18 protein-coding genes are annotated in these 15,484 nt (G+C 67.9%); 7 read left to right on the top strand and 11 right to left on the bottom strand.

Annotation, left to right across the window (positions count from 1 at the left end; all coding sequences use genetic code 11):
- From AX744_RS17505 to AX744_RS17485, 5 genes are all read right to left on the bottom strand, one after another.
- Nucleotides 1-362 (bottom strand): ATP-binding cassette domain-containing protein (locus tag AX744_RS17505; protein ID WP_157543644.1); only part of this gene is annotated, 362 nt, incomplete at its 3' end.
- A complete protein-coding gene (locus AX744_RS17500; RefSeq protein ID WP_046748523.1) occupies nucleotides 355-1,176 on the bottom strand; it encodes an ABC transporter ATP-binding protein in 822 nt (273 codons plus the stop codon). The genes AX744_RS17500 and AX744_RS17505, both read right to left, overlap by 8 nt.
- Nucleotides 1,173-2,084: an ABC transporter permease gene (locus tag AX744_RS17495; protein WP_017203805.1), complete on the bottom strand. Its 912-nt coding sequence runs from the start codon at nucleotides 2,082-2,084 to the stop codon at nucleotides 1,173-1,175. The genes AX744_RS17500 and AX744_RS17495 overlap by 4 nt, the downstream gene beginning before the upstream one ends.
- Nucleotides 2,081-3,142, bottom strand: a complete 1,062-nt coding sequence (locus tag AX744_RS17490) for an ABC transporter permease (RefSeq protein ID WP_061018310.1) — start codon at nucleotides 3,140-3,142, stop codon at nucleotides 2,081-2,083. Before AX744_RS17490 ends, AX744_RS17495 begins: the two co-directional genes overlap by 4 nt.
- A gap of 11 nt (nucleotides 3,143-3,153) precedes the next feature.
- Nucleotides 3,154-4,737 (bottom strand): ABC transporter substrate-binding protein, encoded by a 1,584-nt coding sequence (locus AX744_RS17485; protein WP_046748521.1) that lies wholly within the window; start codon nucleotides 4,735-4,737, stop codon nucleotides 3,154-3,156.
- A 150-nt stretch (nucleotides 4,738-4,887) separates the two neighbouring features.
- On the opposite strand from AX744_RS17485, the gene AX744_RS17480 reads away from it, so the two are divergent.
- Nucleotides 4,888-5,478, top strand: a complete 591-nt coding sequence (locus AX744_RS17480; RefSeq protein ID WP_269140002.1) for an Lrp/AsnC family transcriptional regulator — start codon at nucleotides 4,888-4,890, stop codon at nucleotides 5,476-5,478.
- Nucleotides 5,479-5,484: 6 nt separating this feature from the next.
- On the opposite strand, the gene AX744_RS17475 is transcribed toward AX744_RS17480, so the two are convergent.
- Nucleotides 5,485-5,841 carry a hypothetical protein gene (locus tag AX744_RS17475; protein ID WP_230977771.1) on the bottom strand — a complete coding sequence of 119 codons (357 nt, stop codon included), beginning with the start codon at nucleotides 5,839-5,841 and terminating at the stop codon, nucleotides 5,485-5,487.
- Nucleotides 5,842-5,969: 128 nt separating this feature from the next.
- Between AX744_RS17475 and AX744_RS17470 the strand changes: the two genes are divergently transcribed.
- Nucleotides 5,970-8,321 (top strand): arylsulfatase, encoded by a 2,352-nt coding sequence (locus tag AX744_RS17470; protein ID WP_082738574.1) that lies wholly within the window; start codon nucleotides 5,970-5,972, stop codon nucleotides 8,319-8,321.
- A gap of 50 nt (nucleotides 8,322-8,371) precedes the next feature.
- Here the strand turns inward: AX744_RS17470 and AX744_RS17465 are convergent, their stop codons facing one another.
- Together AX744_RS17465 and AX744_RS17460 are read right to left on the bottom strand one after the other, a co-directional pair.
- On the bottom strand, nucleotides 8,372-8,959 hold the full coding sequence (locus AX744_RS17465; RefSeq protein WP_061018303.1) for a GNAT family N-acetyltransferase: 588 nt from the start codon (nucleotides 8,957-8,959) through the stop codon (nucleotides 8,372-8,374).
- Nucleotides 8,956-9,969: a hypothetical protein gene (locus AX744_RS17460; protein WP_058631927.1), complete on the bottom strand. Its 1,014-nt coding sequence runs from the start codon at nucleotides 9,967-9,969 to the stop codon at nucleotides 8,956-8,958. The genes AX744_RS17465 and AX744_RS17460 overlap by 4 nt, the downstream gene beginning before the upstream one ends.
- Nucleotides 9,970-10,104: 135 nt before the next feature.
- On the opposite strand from AX744_RS17460, the gene AX744_RS17455 reads away from it, so the two are divergent.
- Nucleotides 10,105-11,073, top strand: a complete 969-nt coding sequence (locus AX744_RS17455) for a hypothetical protein (protein ID WP_058631926.1) — start codon at nucleotides 10,105-10,107, stop codon at nucleotides 11,071-11,073.
- Between the two features lie 10 nt (nucleotides 11,074-11,083).
- The gene (locus tag AX744_RS17450; RefSeq protein WP_061018301.1) at nucleotides 11,084-12,163 is read left to right on the top strand and encodes a hypothetical protein; all 1,080 of its coding nucleotides are present in this window, start codon (nucleotides 11,084-11,086) and stop codon (nucleotides 12,161-12,163) included.
- A 242-nt stretch (nucleotides 12,164-12,405) separates the two neighbouring features.
- Here AX744_RS17450 and AX744_RS17445 read toward each other — a convergent pair whose 3' ends face one another.
- A complete protein-coding gene (locus tag AX744_RS17445) occupies nucleotides 12,406-13,023 on the bottom strand; it encodes a TetR/AcrR family transcriptional regulator (RefSeq protein WP_061018300.1) in 618 nt (205 codons plus the stop codon).
- 75 nt (nucleotides 13,024-13,098) lie between these two features.
- Here AX744_RS17445 and AX744_RS17440 point away from each other — a divergent pair, with 75 nt between their 5' ends.
- Together AX744_RS17440 and AX744_RS17435 are read left to right on the top strand one after the other, a co-directional pair.
- Nucleotides 13,099-13,479, top strand: a complete 381-nt coding sequence (locus AX744_RS17440; protein ID WP_061018298.1) for a DUF1761 family protein — start codon at nucleotides 13,099-13,101, stop codon at nucleotides 13,477-13,479.
- A gap of 17 nt (nucleotides 13,480-13,496) precedes the next feature.
- Nucleotides 13,497-13,778, top strand: a complete 282-nt coding sequence (locus AX744_RS17435) for a DUF1905 domain-containing protein (protein ID WP_046748514.1) — start codon at nucleotides 13,497-13,499, stop codon at nucleotides 13,776-13,778.
- Between the two features lie 16 nt (nucleotides 13,779-13,794).
- On the opposite strand, the gene AX744_RS21370 is transcribed toward AX744_RS17435, so the two are convergent.
- Nucleotides 13,795-14,337 (bottom strand): GNAT family N-acetyltransferase, encoded by a 543-nt coding sequence (locus tag AX744_RS21370; protein WP_046748513.1) that lies wholly within the window; start codon nucleotides 14,335-14,337, stop codon nucleotides 13,795-13,797.
- Complete coding sequence (locus AX744_RS17425) at nucleotides 14,291-14,575, bottom strand: type II toxin-antitoxin system TacA family antitoxin (protein WP_061018296.1); 285 nt, start codon at nucleotides 14,573-14,575, stop codon at nucleotides 14,291-14,293. Before AX744_RS17425 ends, AX744_RS21370 begins: the two co-directional genes overlap by 47 nt.
- Before the next feature lie 115 nt (nucleotides 14,576-14,690).
- Between AX744_RS17425 and AX744_RS17420 the strand changes: the two genes are divergently transcribed.
- Nucleotides 14,691-15,386 (top strand): DUF1684 domain-containing protein, encoded by a 696-nt coding sequence (locus AX744_RS17420; RefSeq protein WP_061018294.1) that lies wholly within the window; start codon nucleotides 14,691-14,693, stop codon nucleotides 15,384-15,386.
- Nucleotides 15,387-15,484: the final 98 nt, after the last annotated feature.

Raw genomic sequence — 15,484 nt, 5'->3', positions numbered from 1 at the left:
GCACCCCGCGCCTTGGCGGTGGCGATCCCGTCGGCGATCTGGTCACCGACCCGGCGCCGGGGGTTCAGCGAGGTCGCCGGGTCCTGGAACACCATCTGGATGCCGGTGAGCGCGAGCCCCCGCCGCCGGATGCCGAGCGGGGCGACCGGAGCATCCCGGAAGAGCACGGTCCCCGCGGCGATCTTCTCGATGCCGACCACGGCACGGGCGAGGCTGGACTTGCCGCTGCCGGACTCACCGACGAGCGCGACGGTCTCCCCCGCGGCCACCCGGATCGACACGCCGTTCACGGCGATCACCGGCGGGTTGCCCGGGTAGCGCACGACCACGTCCTGCGCATCGAGGACTGCGACCTCACTCATCTGCGGCCTGCCCTTCCGGTGCCTCATCGATGCGCGAACCCGGGAGGGCCGCGAGCAGCATGCGCGTGTACTCGTGCTGCGGATCGCGGAACAGGGTCTCGCGATCGGCGAGCTCCACGATCCGGCCGTCCTTCATCACGGCCACCGTGTCGGCGATCGCGCTCATCACGCCGAGGTCGTGCGTCACGAGGAGCACTGCCAGGTTCCGCTCCACGGCGAGGTCTCGCAGCAGCTGGAGGATCCCCGCCTGCACGGTCACGTCGAGCGCGGTGGTGGGCTCATCCGCCAGCAGCACCTCGGGGTCACAGGCGAGGGCGCAGGCGATCGCGATGCGCTGACGCTGGCCGCCGGAGAACTGGTGCGGATACCGTTTCAGCGCCTCCGTCGGATTGGGCACCTGCACGGTCTCGAGCAGTTCGACGGCGCGTGCCCGCGCCGCAGCACCCTTGAGCCCGAGATGCACGCGCATGTGGTCGGTGAGTTGACGACCGACGGGCAGCTGCGGGTGCAGCGACGCCGACGGATCCTGAAACACCATGGCGATCCGCTTACCACGCACCGTGTTGAGGGAGCGGCGCTTCAGGCCCACCAGCTCCTCCCCCGCGAGCAGGATCGATCCCCCGACGCGCGCCTGACGCGGCAGCAGCCCGAGCACGGCGAGCGAGGTGAGGGTCTTGCCGGAACCGGACTCCCCGGCGAGGCCGTGGATGCGGCCGGCCTCGAGCTCGAGCGAGACGCCCTTCACGAGCGGGCGCCCGATGTCGATGGTCAGATCACGGATGCTGAGGGACGAGTTTCCCTGCGCCGAGGTCATGCGGCCACTCCCGTCGCCGACGCCTTGTGCTCCGCCGCCTTCTCGTGCGTGATCTCGGCGGTCGGGTCGAGCACGTCGCGCATCGCATCTCCGAGGAAGTTGAACGCCAGCACCACCGTGAGGATCGCGAGGCCGGGGAAGACTCCGAGCCACCAGGCGTCGAAGTTCTGCATCGCTCCGGAGATCATCGACCCCCACTCGGCCGTCGGCGGCTGGGCGCCGAGGCCCAGGAAGGAGAGTCCCGAGAGGAGCAGGATCGCCGCACCGATGTCGAGCGTCGCGAGCACCAGAACCGGACCGGCGATGTTCGGGAGGATGTCGACGAACAGCGTGCGAGCCGGCGAGTGGCCGAGCAGGCGACCGGCGATCACGTAGTTCTGCCCGCGCAGGCCCAGCACGATGCTGCGGGTGACGCGGGAGTACTGCGGCCACGACACCACGATCGCCGCGATCACGGCGTTGAACAGCGACGGCCCGAGGGAGGCGGCCACCACCATCGCGAGGATCACGGTCGGGAACGCCATGAACAGATCGGTGATGCGCATGAGGGTCTCGTCGACCCAGCCGCCGAAGTATCCGGCGAGCGCGCCGATGAGCGTGCCGATGATCATGGCCGCGATCACGAGCATGAGCGCGAGCGGCAGGCTCACGGTCGCACCGGTCATCAGACGCGAGAAGATGTCGCGGCCGTTGCCGTCGGTGCCGAGGAGCGTGTCGATGCCCGGTGCCTGCAGGCGCGGCAGCACCTGCGCGTTCGGCGGGTACGGCACCCACCACTGCGCGGTGAAGGCGACGATGATCCACGCACCGGCGATCACGGTGCCGATGATGCCGAGCGGGGTGCGCCAGGCACGCGGCCAGCGGAAACGGAAGCGTCCGGCAGGGGTCGCTGCAGCGATGCGGCTCATGCGATCCTCACTCTCGGGTCGAGCACGCCGTAGAGCAGGTCGACGATGAAGTTGATGAGGAGGTAGATGACGCCGACCACGAGACCGACGCCCATGATGCCGGGCAGGTCGAGGTTCGCGGCGGAGTTGTAGGCGTAGGTTCCCAGGCCCGGCCACGCGAAGACCGACTCGACGAGCACCGTGCCGGAGAGCAGGGCACCGAATGCGACGCCGACAACCGTGAGGATCGGCAGCGAGGCTCCGCGCAGCACGTAGTCGAGGATGACGCGCGTGGCCGGGAGTCCCTTGGCGCGGGCGGCTCGCACGTAGTCGCTGCCGAGCACCTCGAGCACCGAGGTGCGGATGAAGCGGGTCAGCAGGCCGATGGTCACGAGCGAGAGCACCATGACCGGGAGGGCGAGGTGCGCAAGGGCATCGAAGAAGCCGACCGCGTCGCCGTTCAAGAGGTAGTCGACCGTGTAGAGCCCGGTCACGCGCGGGGGTGGCGTGATCGACGGCGAGATGCGGCCGGAGCCCGGCGCGATGCGCAGCTCGAGGAAGAACACGTAGAAGCTGACGAGCGCCAGCCAGAAGGTCGGGACGCTGAGGCCGACGAGCGTCACGACGCGGATGACCTGGTCGGTGACGAGTCCGCGGCGGTAGGCCGCAAGAGTGCCGAGCACGATGCTGACGGCGAGGCTGACGATGATCGCCCCGATCGCGATCTCGATCGTCGCGGGAACGGCGGTGGCGAGGTCGCTGGTGACCGGGCGTCCGGTCACCAGCGACGTGCCGAGGTCTCCGCGCAGGAGGTTCCCCATATAGATGAAGTACTGCACGAACAGTGGCTGGTCGAGTCCGTTCGCCTTGATGAACGCCTCGCGCGTCGCGGGGTTCTGCGACGCGCCCTCACCGAGCGCTGCCGAGACCGGGTCTCCCGGCACCAGGTTGGTGAGCGCGAAGGTGACGATCGTCACGCCCACCAGCAGGAGCAGGGAGGTGCCGGCCCGCCGCAGCAGGTACCCGACGAGAGGCGAGCGGCGCCGCTGCGCCTGCCTCTGCACGGCCACTGTCGTCATGAGTCGTCCGATCAGCCGGCGGGCGTGATCTCGGCGATGTCCATCTCCCACACGGAGTTGTACACGGCGCCCTTCACGCTGTCGGCAGACGAGATGTTGCGACCGGGGACGATGAGCGGGACGAAGGGACCCTCGGCCTGCATCGCCTCGGCGAACGCGGTGAACGCGGACGTGCGCTGCTCGGAGTCGGTCGCTGCGGCAGCACCGGCGGCGATGCCCGCGATCTCCGGGTTGGCCTCGGCCGCCCAGCCGGCACGGAGGCCGACCTTCAGACCCGGAGCGAAGGGCAGGAAGTTCGCCGAGTCGGCGTAGTCCGGGCCCCAGAACCACAGGCCGAAGCCCTCGGTGCCGTTGACGTAGGCGTCGAGCTCGGTCGCGAACGGCGCGGGGGCGAGGTCGACCGTGATGCCGGCGTCTTCGAGCTGGGCCTGCACGCGCTCGGCGAGGGGGGTGAACTCCACGCCGCCGACCGGGTAGTCGTTCGGGAACTGCAGCTTGAGCGTCTGCCCCGTGTATCCGGCCTCGGCGAGTGCGGCCTTGGCCTTGGTGAGGTCCTGCTTCACACCGCTGTCGAGCGCGCCCTCGAACCCGGGAGGGATGACCCCGGTCGCCTGGACGGAGCCGGCACCGGCCAGCTCCAGCAGTGCGTCGTAGTCGAGTGCGTAGCGGATCGCCTCGGCGATCTTGACGTTCGCCAGGTCGCCGCCGGCGGCACCCTGGTTCAGCAGCAGGAAGATGGTCTGACCGGAAGGAACGGAGTCGACGGTGATGTCGTCGCCGAGACCGGCGACCTGGTCGCCGTTCAGGTCCATCGCGACCATCGAGTCGCCGCCCTTGAGGTTGGCGAGCTGCGTCGCGCTCTCGGAGACGTTGCGCACGACGACGCGCTTGTAGTCCGTCGCCTCGTCGCCGTTGTACTCGTCGTTCTTGGTGAGCACGACCTGCGAGCTGAGGTCGAGGGTGTCGAGCACGAACGGTCCGGAGCCGGCGGATGCGCCGTCGAGGAACTTCTGCGCCGAGTCGGTGCCGTCGGTCGCGCCGCCGTTCTCGATCACGACATCGGAGTTGACGATGCCGAGTGCCGGGTTCGCGAGGATCGCGGGCAGCTGCAGCAGCGGGGTCTCGGACGTGAACTGGATCGTCTTGTCGTCGACCTCGGTGATGGTCAGGCCGCCGAGGAGGAAGTTGGGCTTGGCGTCTTCCATGCCCTGGATGCGCTGCAGCGAGAACACGACGTCCTTCGCCTCGATGGGCGAACCGTCGGAGAAGACGCGGTCACCCTCGAGGGTGAAGGTGAACTCGGTCGCCTCGTCGTTCTGCTCCCACGACGCGAGGCCCGGAACCGGGGTGGAGACGTCGGAGCCCTCGAAGTCGACGAGGGTCTCGTAGAGCGCCTTGGCGATCATGTTGCCGGTCGGGTCGTAGGTGTGACCCGGGTCGGTGGTCTCGATCGAGAACGCGGTGTCGATGACGAGGGAGTCGGAGCTCCCGGAAGACCCGCCGTTGTTCGCCGAGTTCCCTCCCGAGCAACCTGCGAGCGCGAGGAGCGCGACGGCTCCGAGCGCGATGACCGGCGTGATACGGCGTGACGACATGAGGGCCTCCAAGGGCGAGGAGTACATTCGGGTGAGCCGCCACCGATGTGGACGACCGTGGATCAGATTCGCATCATATGCGACGATGTGTCCAGCAAGAGCGGGTCACCTCGGCACGCTCTGTCCAGAACCTCGATTGTGGGTAACAATATGTCCAGCAAGCATGCGGAAGAGTCGAAGCTTTCTGGACGAAGTGCCGCGCCCTTGGACGAGACGGCGTACAGAATCCTCGAAGTGCTCCGTGATAACGGTCGTGTCTCGATCGCCGCCCTCGCCGACAAGGTCGGCATCTCTCGCGCGAACGCCTACACCCGCGTCGAGTCGCTCGTGCACGACGGGGTGATCACCGGCTTCAGTGCCCGCGTGGATCAGGCGAAGGCCGGGCTGTCGATCGGGGCGCTCGTGTTCGTCACGGTGATGCCGCAGGCGTGGGCGTCGTTCCGCGAACGCGTGACGGAGATGCCGGACGTCGAATGGTGCGCCATCACGACGGGCGAGCACGATGCGATGCTCCTCATCCGGGCCGTCGATGTCAGCGGCGTGCACGAGTTCTCCACCGGGGTGATCGCCCAGCTGCCCGAGGTGCGTACGGTGGTCAGCGTCGTCGTGCTCGACGAGGTGATCCGCCGCCCCTACCTGCTGCCGGGCGACCTTCCGGAACGGAGCAGCGTCACCGCACCACTGGGCATGACGCGGTGGACGCCCGCCTCGCCGGGGCGCGACACGCTTCCGCCGCGCTGACCCGCGTCAGGCCGAGATCTCCTCGCACACGCTCAGCTGCGGCAGACCGTGCATCTCGTAGTGCTCGACGAGACGGATGCCGCCGTCGACGGTCAGCTCCAGTTCACTCTCGCCGTCGCCGGTCACGACCGTGCCGTCGCTCTTGAGCACATGGACGAACGACACCCAGATCGTGTCGCCCGTGCGGGTGCCGACGAACTTGCCGAAGGTGACCGTGTCGCCCTCGTACCCGCCCCAGATCGCGCCGTCGCGTTCGAAGTACTCGAAGATGCTCGGGGATTCCGGGTCGACCGCCGAGGTCGTGGACGACACCATCCGGAATCGGCGGCCGTCGAGGGAGGGAAGGGTTGCAGTCGCAGTCACACCCTTGATTATGCCCGTCGGAACTCACCCGCAAAGTCACCCGCCCCGAGTAGTGACACCCCGCACCGCCCTGCTTAGGCTGAGCGCGAAGCGGGCTGCTCTGCTCGCTGAGAGCCGTAGGAGTGAGCATGTCCGAGCCCCAGCGTTCCAGTCTTCCGATCCCCGACCTGGCCTACACGGGCACGGTCACCTACGACGCGACCGACCCGGACACGTCGTTCCCGCCGATCACTCCCGTGCGCCCACCTGCGGGAGCTCCGAACGTGCTCGTGGTGCTCATCGACGACGTCGGCTTCGGCGCATCCAGCGCTTTCGGCGGCCCGATCCACACCCCGAACTTCGAGCGCGTGGCGGCTGCAGGGCTGAAGTACACCCGCTTCCACACCACGGCCCTGTGCTCGCCGACCCGTGCCGCTCTGCTCAGCGGACGCAACCACCACACGGTCGGCATGGGCGGCATCACCGAGATCGCGACGTCGGCCCCCGGGTACAACTCGCTGCGTCCGAACAGCTGCGCTCCGCTCGCCGAGACGCTCAAGCTCAACGGTTACAACACCGCCCAGTTCGGCAAGTGCCACGAGGTCCCGGTGTGGCAGGCGAGCGCGATCGGTCCGTTCGACGGATGGCCCACCCCCGGCAACGGCTTCGAGTACTTCTACGGCTTCATCGGCGGCGAGACCAACCAGTGGTACCCGGCGATCTACGAGAACACGACACCCGTCGAGCCGTGGGGCACACCCGAGCAGGGCTATCACTTCATGGGTGACATGACCGACAAGGCGATCGCCTGGACGCGGGAGCAGAAGATGCTCGCCCCCGACGTGCCCGCCTTCACCTACTTCGCACCGGGCGCGACGCACGCCCCGCACCATGTGCCCGCCGAGTGGGCGGACAAGTACAAGGGGCAGTTCGACCAGGGATGGGACGAGATCCGCAAGGAAACCTTCGCCCGCCAGCTCGAGCTCGGCGTGATCCCGGCCGATGCCGTGCTCACCGAGCGGAGCCCCGGCATCCCCTCGTGGGACGAGATGAGCGACCTCATCAAGCCCGCTCTCGCACGTCAGATGGAGGTCTACGCCGGGTTCCTCGCCTACGCCGACCACCACGTCGGCCGCCTGCTCGACGCCTACGAAGAGCTCGGCATCCTCGACGACACCCTCGTCTACGTGATCATCGGCGACAACGGCGCGAGTGCCGAGGGGTCGATGCACGGCACGACGAACGAGGGCTTCACGATCAACCACATGAACGACATCGAGACCGAGCAGTACGTGGCCGACCACATCGACGACATCGGCACCCCGAGCTCGTACAACCACTACGCGGTGGGTTGGGCGCACGCCATGGACACGCCGTACCAGTGGACCAAGCAGGTCGCGAGCCACTGGGGCGGCACCCGCAACGGAACTATCGTCAGCTGGCCGAACGGAGGTGTGGAGAAGGGCGGCATCCGCAACCAGTTCTCGCACGTCATCGATGTCGCACCGACCGTGCTCGAGGCCGCCGGCATCCCCGAGCCGACGAGTGTCAACGGGGTGACCCAGCGCCCCTACGAGGGCACGGCGATGAACTACACCTTCACGGATGCCACGGCAGAGGAACGCCACGTGACGCAGTACTTCGAGATGGTCGGAAATCGCGCGATCTATCACAAGGGCTGGACGGCGGTCGCGAAGCACAAGGATCCCTGGCTCGGCTCCGACCACGGTCTCGACGACGATCGCTGGGAGCTCTACAACGTCGACGAGGATTGGACCCAGTCCCACGACCTCGCCGAGCAGGAGCCGGAGAAGCTCGCCCACCTGCAACAGCTGTTCCTCATCCAGGCAGCCCGGTTCAACGTGCTTCCCCTCGACATCCGCACCGCCGAGCGGTTCAACCCCGACCTCGCTGGCCGGCCGGTCCTCTCGCTCAGCAGCACCCAGAAGTTCTACCCCGGCATGAAGCGACTCAGCGAGAACACCACCATCAACATCAAGAACAAGTCCTGGACGGTGACCGCACAGGTGTCGGTGCCCGATTCCGGTGTGGACGGCGTGCTCATCGCGCAGGGAGGGGCGTACGGCGGCTGGTCGTTCTACACGAAGGACGGACGCCTCGCGTTCGCCTACAACCTGCTCGGCATCGACGTCGACATCATTTGCTCCGACACCGAGATTCCGGTCGGTGAGCAGGAGGTACGGGCCCACTTCGCTTACGACGGCGGTGGTCTCGCCAAGGGCGGCACGGTCTCGCTCTACGTCGGCGACGACAAGATCGGCGAGGGTCGCGTGCACAAGACGATCCCGTTCCAATTCACCTTCGACGAGACCGTCGACGTCGGCTGCGACCTGGCTTCACCGGTATCGCCCGACTACCAGGCGGTGGGCAACGCTTTCACCGGAACCCTGCACTGGGTGCGCATCGACCTCGGAGACGACGACCACTCCCACCTGATCGACGACAAGCACAAGCTCGCCGTGGCGATGCTCAAGCAGTAGCCGAACCTGATCGAGGGCGGCGTGCGATCACCGATCCCCGCCGCCCTCGATTACCTCAGGGGAGCGCTGCGCGAGCGCCACTCGTCCTCGAGGAGCGCATAGACCAGCAGCGTCGTCCATTCGTCCTTGAACCACTCGCTCTCGACCAGCCGCGCCTCACGCCGGAAGCCGAGCCTCTCGGCGACGCGAGCCGATGACGTGTTGCGCTCGTCGATTCGCGCGACGATCCGGTGCAGACCCAGTCCGTCGAATCCGAGCGCGAGCAGTGCCTCGACGGCCTCCGTCGCATAACCACGGCCGCCGACCCGCGGGTCGAAGATGTACCCGACCTCGCCGGATCGGTCGGTCTCGCTGCGCCAGAACAGCACGACGTCGCCGACCAGGGCACCGGACCCGCGCTCTTCGACGGCGAGGGACACGGCGTCGCCCTCCTTCGCGAAGTGCGTGTTCGACCAGGTCGTCGCGATGCGCTGCTCGACATCGGCGAGCGTCAACGGTGCATACGGCACATACCGCACGGCATCCGGATCCGACTTGTAGAGGTGCATCGCGACGGCATCGGACGCGGCGATCGGACGCAGGAGCAGTCGTTCCGTGCCGATCGGGTACTCGGGGTCGTGCCCTCCCTGCCCTGTCATTCGAGATCCAGAGAGAGGAGGCCCGGCAGGTGCGCCGTCCTCGCACGTACGGCGAGCAGGAGGTCGCCGTAGTCGGGTGTGATCCCCACACGAGAGGAGGCGAGCAGGTGGGTGGTCGTCTTGCCTCCGGCGCGTGCGAGTCGCAGGCGCTTGACCGGATAGGCCGGCGGGGTCAGCCAGATGCGGCTGAGCTGCGTGTACGGGTTGTCCACGCCATCGATGCGGATGCCGTGGGTGTCGATCGACACGAGGGCGGGGATCGACCGCACGAGGCGTCGGCGCTGCACAGCCCCGATTCCGAATCCGATGGCCGCGACCGCGGCGAACGGCGCGAGGAGGATCAGCGCCGAGAGCTCGCCCTCGACGAAGCCCGGCACCAGCACGAGCAATCCGACGCCGACGGCGATGACGAGGAACACGACCGCGGCGATCGTGATGCGCGAAGCCAGGCGCCGCTCCCCCGTGGCGTCGACCGTGAACTGCGTCGGAAGCTGCGCTCCGGCCCTCGCGGCCGCGACAGGGTCATCGAACACCGGCTGCGCGATCGGGTTGAGCGTCGCCATCAGCTCGTTGAAAAGCGGCCGCGTGTAGCCGGGCAGCTCGATCGTGATCTCGCGGTCACCGGTGTGCACGACCAGGGCGCGCGTCGTTCCGCTGGGCAGTCCGTTCGTGCGGTGCTCTGTGATCTTCGAGCGGAAGGCCGTCGTCGCCCTCGCGAACGTCTCACGGCTGCCGGGCTTGCCGATCTCGACCTCATGGGGGCGCACCACGATCCGGATGTTGCGGAACCAGAAGAATCCGGCGAACACGGCCACGGTCAGCGCGATCGCGACCACGAGCACCACGACGCCGCGGGTCGAGATCTTCATGGTGCCCGGCAGGAACCTCGGGAGCAGGAAGAGCGTCGCCGCGGAGAGCACTGCCGAGAGCACGACCGCTCCCACTGCCGAGCGGAGCGGATTCCGATGGAAGACCCGCTCACCGGGCACCGCTTCGGCCTGATTCAGCATTCGGACCCTCCCCCACCACCGTCGGCTCGCGTGACGCGGTTCCTACCGTAGTGCCCGGCCCTGGAGAGCACCGCGTCAGATCTGCGCAGCAACCGCCGACCGCGCGTAGAACGATGTGGCGGGTAGCGTGGGGGCATGGAGTGGATGTCCAATCCCTCGGCGGGAGCGTGGCTGCGCGAGCGGCTCGACGCAGACTACGAGACCATGCACGGGACGGTGCCCCGCGGATTCCCCGCGTACGCACGCATCTTCCATCCGGCCATCGCCCGGTCGCTGCGCGGTCGGACGATCCCGACGGCCGACGAGCTGGTGCGCATGCCCGAGCCCGCGCAGCGCGCACTCATGGCTGAGTTCGTCGACGAGCCGGTCTCCTGGGCGCAGACCGCCGCGGTCTTCGGCACGGTCCTGCATCCGCTCGCGCAGTGGCAGCGGATCGTGCGCACCCCGCCCGAGGAGGATTGGGGCGCGCGGATCGCTCCCGACGGTCGCGAGTTCACGGCCCCGATGGAGGGAGAACTCGATCCGCACCTCCTGGCGACCATCGCCGCTCACCTCGTGGACCACACCAAGACCCCCGACTCCGGGTTCGCCGCGCTGTGGGAGGGACGAGGGGGACTGCTCGGTTTCTTCGGGATCACCCCCTCACGATCCTTCCTGACGTTCTCGGACGACCCGAACCATCAGGCGATGCTCGACCGCAGCGCACGCGACCCGTTCAACAACGTCTTCCGCAGGCCCACCTGGCAGGAGGGCATCCTGTCGAGGGAGATCTCCGAAGGCCCGAGGTTCGCACTGCCCGGCCGCGACCACGTGCTGTTCTCCGCACCCCCTCGCGCTTTCGCCGATCCGGAGTGGGTGCTGCAGGTGCCGTGGCGTGATCGCCCTGCCGAGGAGCACGGGTTCCCGCCCTCGGCGCAGAGCCCGAGCCTGCTGTGGCCGGAGGACCGCTCCTGGGTCATGGTCAGCGAGGTCGACTTCGACTCCACGATCGTGGCCGGCTCCCCCGCACTGGTCGAGGCGCTCTGCGCAGACGAGCGGCTGGAAGCCCTCCCCATCCCGGAAGGCGCCGACCTCACCTGGGGCGCCGACACGGTGAACAGCTGAGCGCCCGCCGATGAGCTTCGACGCCCGCCCCCTCACCGACCCCGTCGATCCCGCGAAGGTGCGTGCCTTCGCGGCCGAGCTCCGTTCCCGACCCACCGGGGGACCTTCGGCCTCCACGATCATCGGGATCGTCGCCATCGCGATCGCCGCGGTCGTCCTGATCCCGACCCTCGTCGGCGTGGTGCTGAGCCTGGCGTCGTTCGGCGAGTCTCCCGCCGCCGCGGCGATCCCCCTCGTGCTGATCGCGCTGCTCCTGGCCGCGGTCGGGGTGATGATCTGGATGAGCGTCCGCAACGCGCGGGTGCGGCGGTACCGGCTGCACGGCTTCGCCGAGGCGAACGGCATGACCTATGAGCCGAAGGTCGCCGACCCGCCACTGCCCGGCATGATCTTCCACCTGGGGCGCGCACGGCAGGCGACTGATCTGATCAGGGGCGCCAGGCCGCGATTCGTCGAGTTCGGCAACTACCAGTACACGGTGCAGTCGGGGAAGAACTCCACGACCTATCGCTGGGGGTACGTGGCCGTGAAGCTCGATGTGCCGCTCCCCAACATCGTGCTCGACGCCAAGGGCAACAACGGATTCGGATCGAATCTGCCGGCGTCGTTCCAGAAGAGCCAACGGCTGTCGCTCGAAGGCGACTTCGACGAGCACTTCACGCTCTACTGCCCCCGCGGATACGAACGCGATGCGCTGTACCTGTTCACGCCCGACATCATGGCGCGGTTCATCGACAACGCCGCAGAGCTCGACGTGGAGATCGTCGACGACTGGCTGTTCCTGTACACGCAGCGCAAGGTCGCGACCCTCGACCCCGCCACCTGGGCCTGGTTGTTCGGCACCGTCGGAGCACTGCTGACGAAGTTCGATCAGTGGGCGCGGTGGCGCGACGAACGCCTCGCGGCCGAGACAGCGGCCACGGCGCTGCCATCGACGCCCGCACTCCCGTTCGCCCCGCCTGCGGGCATGCTCACCCCACCACCGGGCGTCGCACCGCAGGGCCGTCGCCTGAAGCGGGGAGGGACGTGGATACCCTTCATCGTCCTGGTCGCGATCGTCGGGTTCTGGATCCTGAGCAGACTGAACTGAGCTATCGCGCCGGAGCGGCGGTGGCGGAGAGCCCGAGTGTGGGGGTGGGTGCCGGCTGGGGACCGAGCTCCCACCCCATCCCCCCTCGGGATCGAAAAGAGATCCGCTCTCCCTCCGCATGACGGCTGAGCCGCCCCGCCCACGGTCAGCTGGGGACTGACGCTGCTGGGCGTATGCCCAAATGGTATACCGGCAGAGGTTGCAATATGTTGCGACTGAGACTCGACGTACCTGGCTCCGAGCTAGCGACGATCGTAGGCGGTCAAGAACAGGTCGACGGCCCTGGTCACCGGCTGCGCAGCGCCCTCCCCACCGAGAAGCCCGGCGTTCAGCGGCGCACCGACGACCAGCCAGGTGAACTCGCTCGCGAGGGCTTCCGCATCGTCGACGACCAGTCCGTGCGTATCGGAGAGTTCGGTCATCGCCTCAGCGAGATTGCGGATGTTGGTGTCCCAGCTCTGCGCCAGGTAATCTCGCGCGACCTCGGGATGAGCGGGGGCCTCAGCGACCACGAGGCGACGCATCGCCATGACCGGAGCGCTCAGCATTCCGGCGCGCATGGTCTCACCGAGCGTCACGAGCCCCGCCCGGATGTCGGGGTTCGCCTTCAGCGCTTCGAGAGCGGGTCGCATGGCGTCTCGCCCCGCGAGCGCCCAGTGTCGTACGACAGCCGCGTACAGAGCGGACTTCGAGTCGTGCTCCCGGTACAGCGACGCCTTCGAGATGCGCGCTCGCCTCGCCACCTCGTCCATGGACGCCCCGGCGTATCCGAATTCGAGGAAGACATCGCGGGCGGTGTCGAGCAGGGCATCACCGGTGAGACCGGCGGGGCGCCCTGGGGTTCGAGGCGTCGTAGTCACGCCTGAGAGTTTAGTACTTGACAGTTCCGCGCTGCGGATCTACTTTGAGTACCAGCAAGTACTAAAGGAGTCGACATGATCATTCTGGCCGTCGCCCTCGCCACGCTGGCATCGTTCATCGCGAGCGCCGCGCTGTACGCCCTGCCCCCGGTCTCGGCCGCCATCTCACGGACGAGCACACCCCGACCGGGCCTTCCGGTCGTCGCGCAGATGGCATCCGTCGTGCTTCGCAGCCTCATCGCCTCGTGCCTCGTGGCCGGTCTGATGCTCGCGGCCGGGTGGCACGGCATCGGCACCGGGGCCCTCCTCGGGCTGGCTTTGAGCGCGCTCCCCCTCACCCTGCTCATGGGCGGTGTCGTACACGAGGGCACTGCACCCTCTGCGGCGGGCATCCACCTGCTCGATTGGACCCTCAAACTCGTCATCATCGGGGCGATCGTCGGATCGTTCCTCTGATCCAGAAGGAGACTGCCATGCCCACGCCACTCGACATCACGTTCACCGCCACCCTCGGAAAGGTGCGCGAAGGCGATACCTGGACCTGCGTGCAACTCGGCGACTCCGCGACGATCTTCGGCACGCGCGGACTCGTGAAGGTCGCCGGCACCGTCGACGGCGAGCCTTTCCGGGGAGCTTTCATGGCGCTCGGCGACGGGACGCACAAGCTCCCGATCGCGGCCGCGATCCGCAAGCGCATCGGCAAGAGCGACGGCGACGAGGTGACGGTGCATCTCACCGAGCGCCTCAACGGGTGAGGTCTCTCCACTCGCCTCAGATGGCGAGGGTCGCGCGCGCGTCCTTGACAAGGAGGAAGAGCGTGCGCCGGGCCTCCGGGAATGTCGTGAAGCCGAATCTCTCGTAGAACGGCACGATCTCGTCGTTGATCGCGTGCACGAGGATCGCCCGTACGCCGATCGCCTCCGCGGCCTCGAGCGCCCGCATGGTCGCGTGTTGCAGAAGCGAGGAGCCGAGCCCGCGGCCCGCATACTCGAGGTCTACCGCCAGACGCCCGAGCAGCACGATGGGGATCGACGCGGGCATACCTGCGGCGAGTGGCGGCGGTCCGTCTGCGCGGTCGATGGCACTGGAAGACAGGCAGTAGTAGCCAGCCACTCTCCCTTCCCGCGTGGCGGAGACCATTGTGCGCGATGCCCCGCGCTTCTCGTTCGAGCGCGCCCGGCCCCGCAGCCAGATATCGAGGCTCTCCTCGCCGCAACGGAATTCCGACAGCCGGTCACCGGCAGCGAGTGGTCGCGGAGTCAGGAAGTCAGTCAACGAAGACGGTTTCGCGTCGCAGCAGTTCGCGCAGACCATCGATGGAACGCGCAGGACGCTCCATGACTTCGATGAAGGCCTCGAACCGTACAGCGTCGACCTGCAATCGGCGTTCGCGCTCGATGACCTCCTGCGCGCGCTCCACGAGCGCAGACGCGGAGAAGTCCGTCACCGTGCGACCCTCGATCGCGGCCGCTTCCTCGATCGCCGCTTTCTGATCCGCCGTGACGCGGAATTCCAGCCGGGCGCTCTTGAGCGGAGATGCAGATGCGGTCATGGGATCAGTGTACGGCAGATCTCCGTACACTGGGCATCTCCCGCGACCACACCCGCGTTACCCCGAGTGACGTGCCCGACCCCACCGCGTTCTGCATGCAAGAGAATTGAAAGTGATGTCTGAACGCGAAGATCACACCCACTGGCAGGCCGAGCGCCGCACCGCCGTCACGTCCGCGACCGGCAACCTCGCCCTGGTCGAGACCCGTTGGACCGGGGAGCGCCCCGACCTCGACGCCGAACAGCGCGCCGCGGCCGACACGGTCACCGTGACGCCGATCGAGCGCACGAACATCGAGACCGGCGTGGCCGAGCACGGACTGCGCGTCTGGGACGCCGACTCCCCCGCCATCCGCGCCTTCGACCGCATCGACACCTACGAGTACGACCCGGCATGGGTGCTCGAAGGACACTTCACCCCGGTCTCCGGCGAACGCAGGGTGTCGTTCGAGCACATCCGCGACAACGGCGGCACGCGCGACCTGGTCGTCCCCGGCGACATCCGCCTCGAGCTCGACGGCCACGAGTACACCCTCGCCGCCTTCGACGACGGCGGCACGCTGCTGCTCGTGTTCGGCGACCAGACGAACGGATCGGAGACCTACGGATCCGGGCGCTTCCTGTTCGTCGAGCTGCGTGACGACGAAGGCTCCGTCGTCCTCGACTTCAACCGCGCTTTCGTGCCTCCCTGCGGCTTCAGCGCCCAGTACAACTGCCCGCTCCCGCCGGCATCCAACCGCTTCCCCCTGCCTATCCGAGCAGGCGAGAAGAACGTCGTTTTCCGCGACGGCTTCGACATCTACGCGGCGTGACGCCGCACCCGCTCACCCTGGAGTACTCATGAGAAGAACCCGCATCCTCGGCGCGCTCGGCGCCAAGGATGCGGGTTCTTCTCATGAGTACTCCAGGG

The sequence above is a fragment of the Microbacterium sp. CCH5-D1 genome (genome assembly GCF_001557335.1).
GTDB classification, from domain to species: Bacteria; Actinomycetota; Actinomycetes; order Actinomycetales; family Microbacteriaceae; genus Microbacterium; species Microbacterium oxydans.
This window is presented reverse-complemented; position numbering and strand designations above follow the sequence as displayed.

Bases quoted from the DNA above. Each gene is read 5' to 3' on its own strand.
- AX744_RS17500 (WP_046748523.1), bottom strand. From the start codon at position 1,176: ATGACCTCGGCGCAGGGAAACTCGTCCCTCAGCATCCGTGATCTGACC.
- AX744_RS17495 (WP_017203805.1), bottom strand. From the start codon at position 2,084: ATGAGCCGCATCGCTGCAGCGACCCCTGCCGGACGCTTCCGTTTCCGC.
- AX744_RS17490 (WP_061018310.1), bottom strand. From the start codon at position 3,142: ATGACGACAGTGGCCGTGCAGAGGCAGGCGCAGCGGCGCCGCTCGCCT.
- AX744_RS17485 (WP_046748521.1), bottom strand. From the start codon at position 4,737: ATGTCGTCACGCCGTATCACGCCGGTCATCGCGCTCGGAGCCGTCGCG.
- AX744_RS17480 (WP_269140002.1), top strand. From the start codon at position 4,888: ATGTCCAGCAAGCATGCGGAAGAGTCGAAGCTTTCTGGACGAAGTGCC.
- AX744_RS17470 (WP_082738574.1), top strand. From the start codon at position 5,970: ATGTCCGAGCCCCAGCGTTCCAGTCTTCCGATCCCCGACCTGGCCTAC.
- AX744_RS17465 (WP_061018303.1), bottom strand. From the start codon at position 8,959: ATGACAGGGCAGGGAGGGCACGACCCCGAGTACCCGATCGGCACGGAA.
- AX744_RS17460 (WP_058631927.1), bottom strand. From the start codon at position 9,969: ATGCTGAATCAGGCCGAAGCGGTGCCCGGTGAGCGGGTCTTCCATCGG.
- AX744_RS17455 (WP_058631926.1), top strand. From the start codon at position 10,105: ATGGAGTGGATGTCCAATCCCTCGGCGGGAGCGTGGCTGCGCGAGCGG.
- AX744_RS17450 (WP_061018301.1), top strand. From the start codon at position 11,084: ATGAGCTTCGACGCCCGCCCCCTCACCGACCCCGTCGATCCCGCGAAG.
- AX744_RS17440 (WP_061018298.1), top strand. From the start codon at position 13,099: ATGATCATTCTGGCCGTCGCCCTCGCCACGCTGGCATCGTTCATCGCG.
- AX744_RS17435 (WP_046748514.1), top strand. From the start codon at position 13,497: ATGCCCACGCCACTCGACATCACGTTCACCGCCACCCTCGGAAAGGTG.
- AX744_RS21370 (WP_046748513.1), bottom strand. From the start codon at position 14,337: ATGGTCTGCGCGAACTGCTGCGACGCGAAACCGTCTTCGTTGACTGAC.
- AX744_RS17425 (WP_061018296.1), bottom strand. From the start codon at position 14,575: ATGACCGCATCTGCATCTCCGCTCAAGAGCGCCCGGCTGGAATTCCGC.
- AX744_RS17420 (WP_061018294.1), top strand. From the start codon at position 14,691: ATGTCTGAACGCGAAGATCACACCCACTGGCAGGCCGAGCGCCGCACC.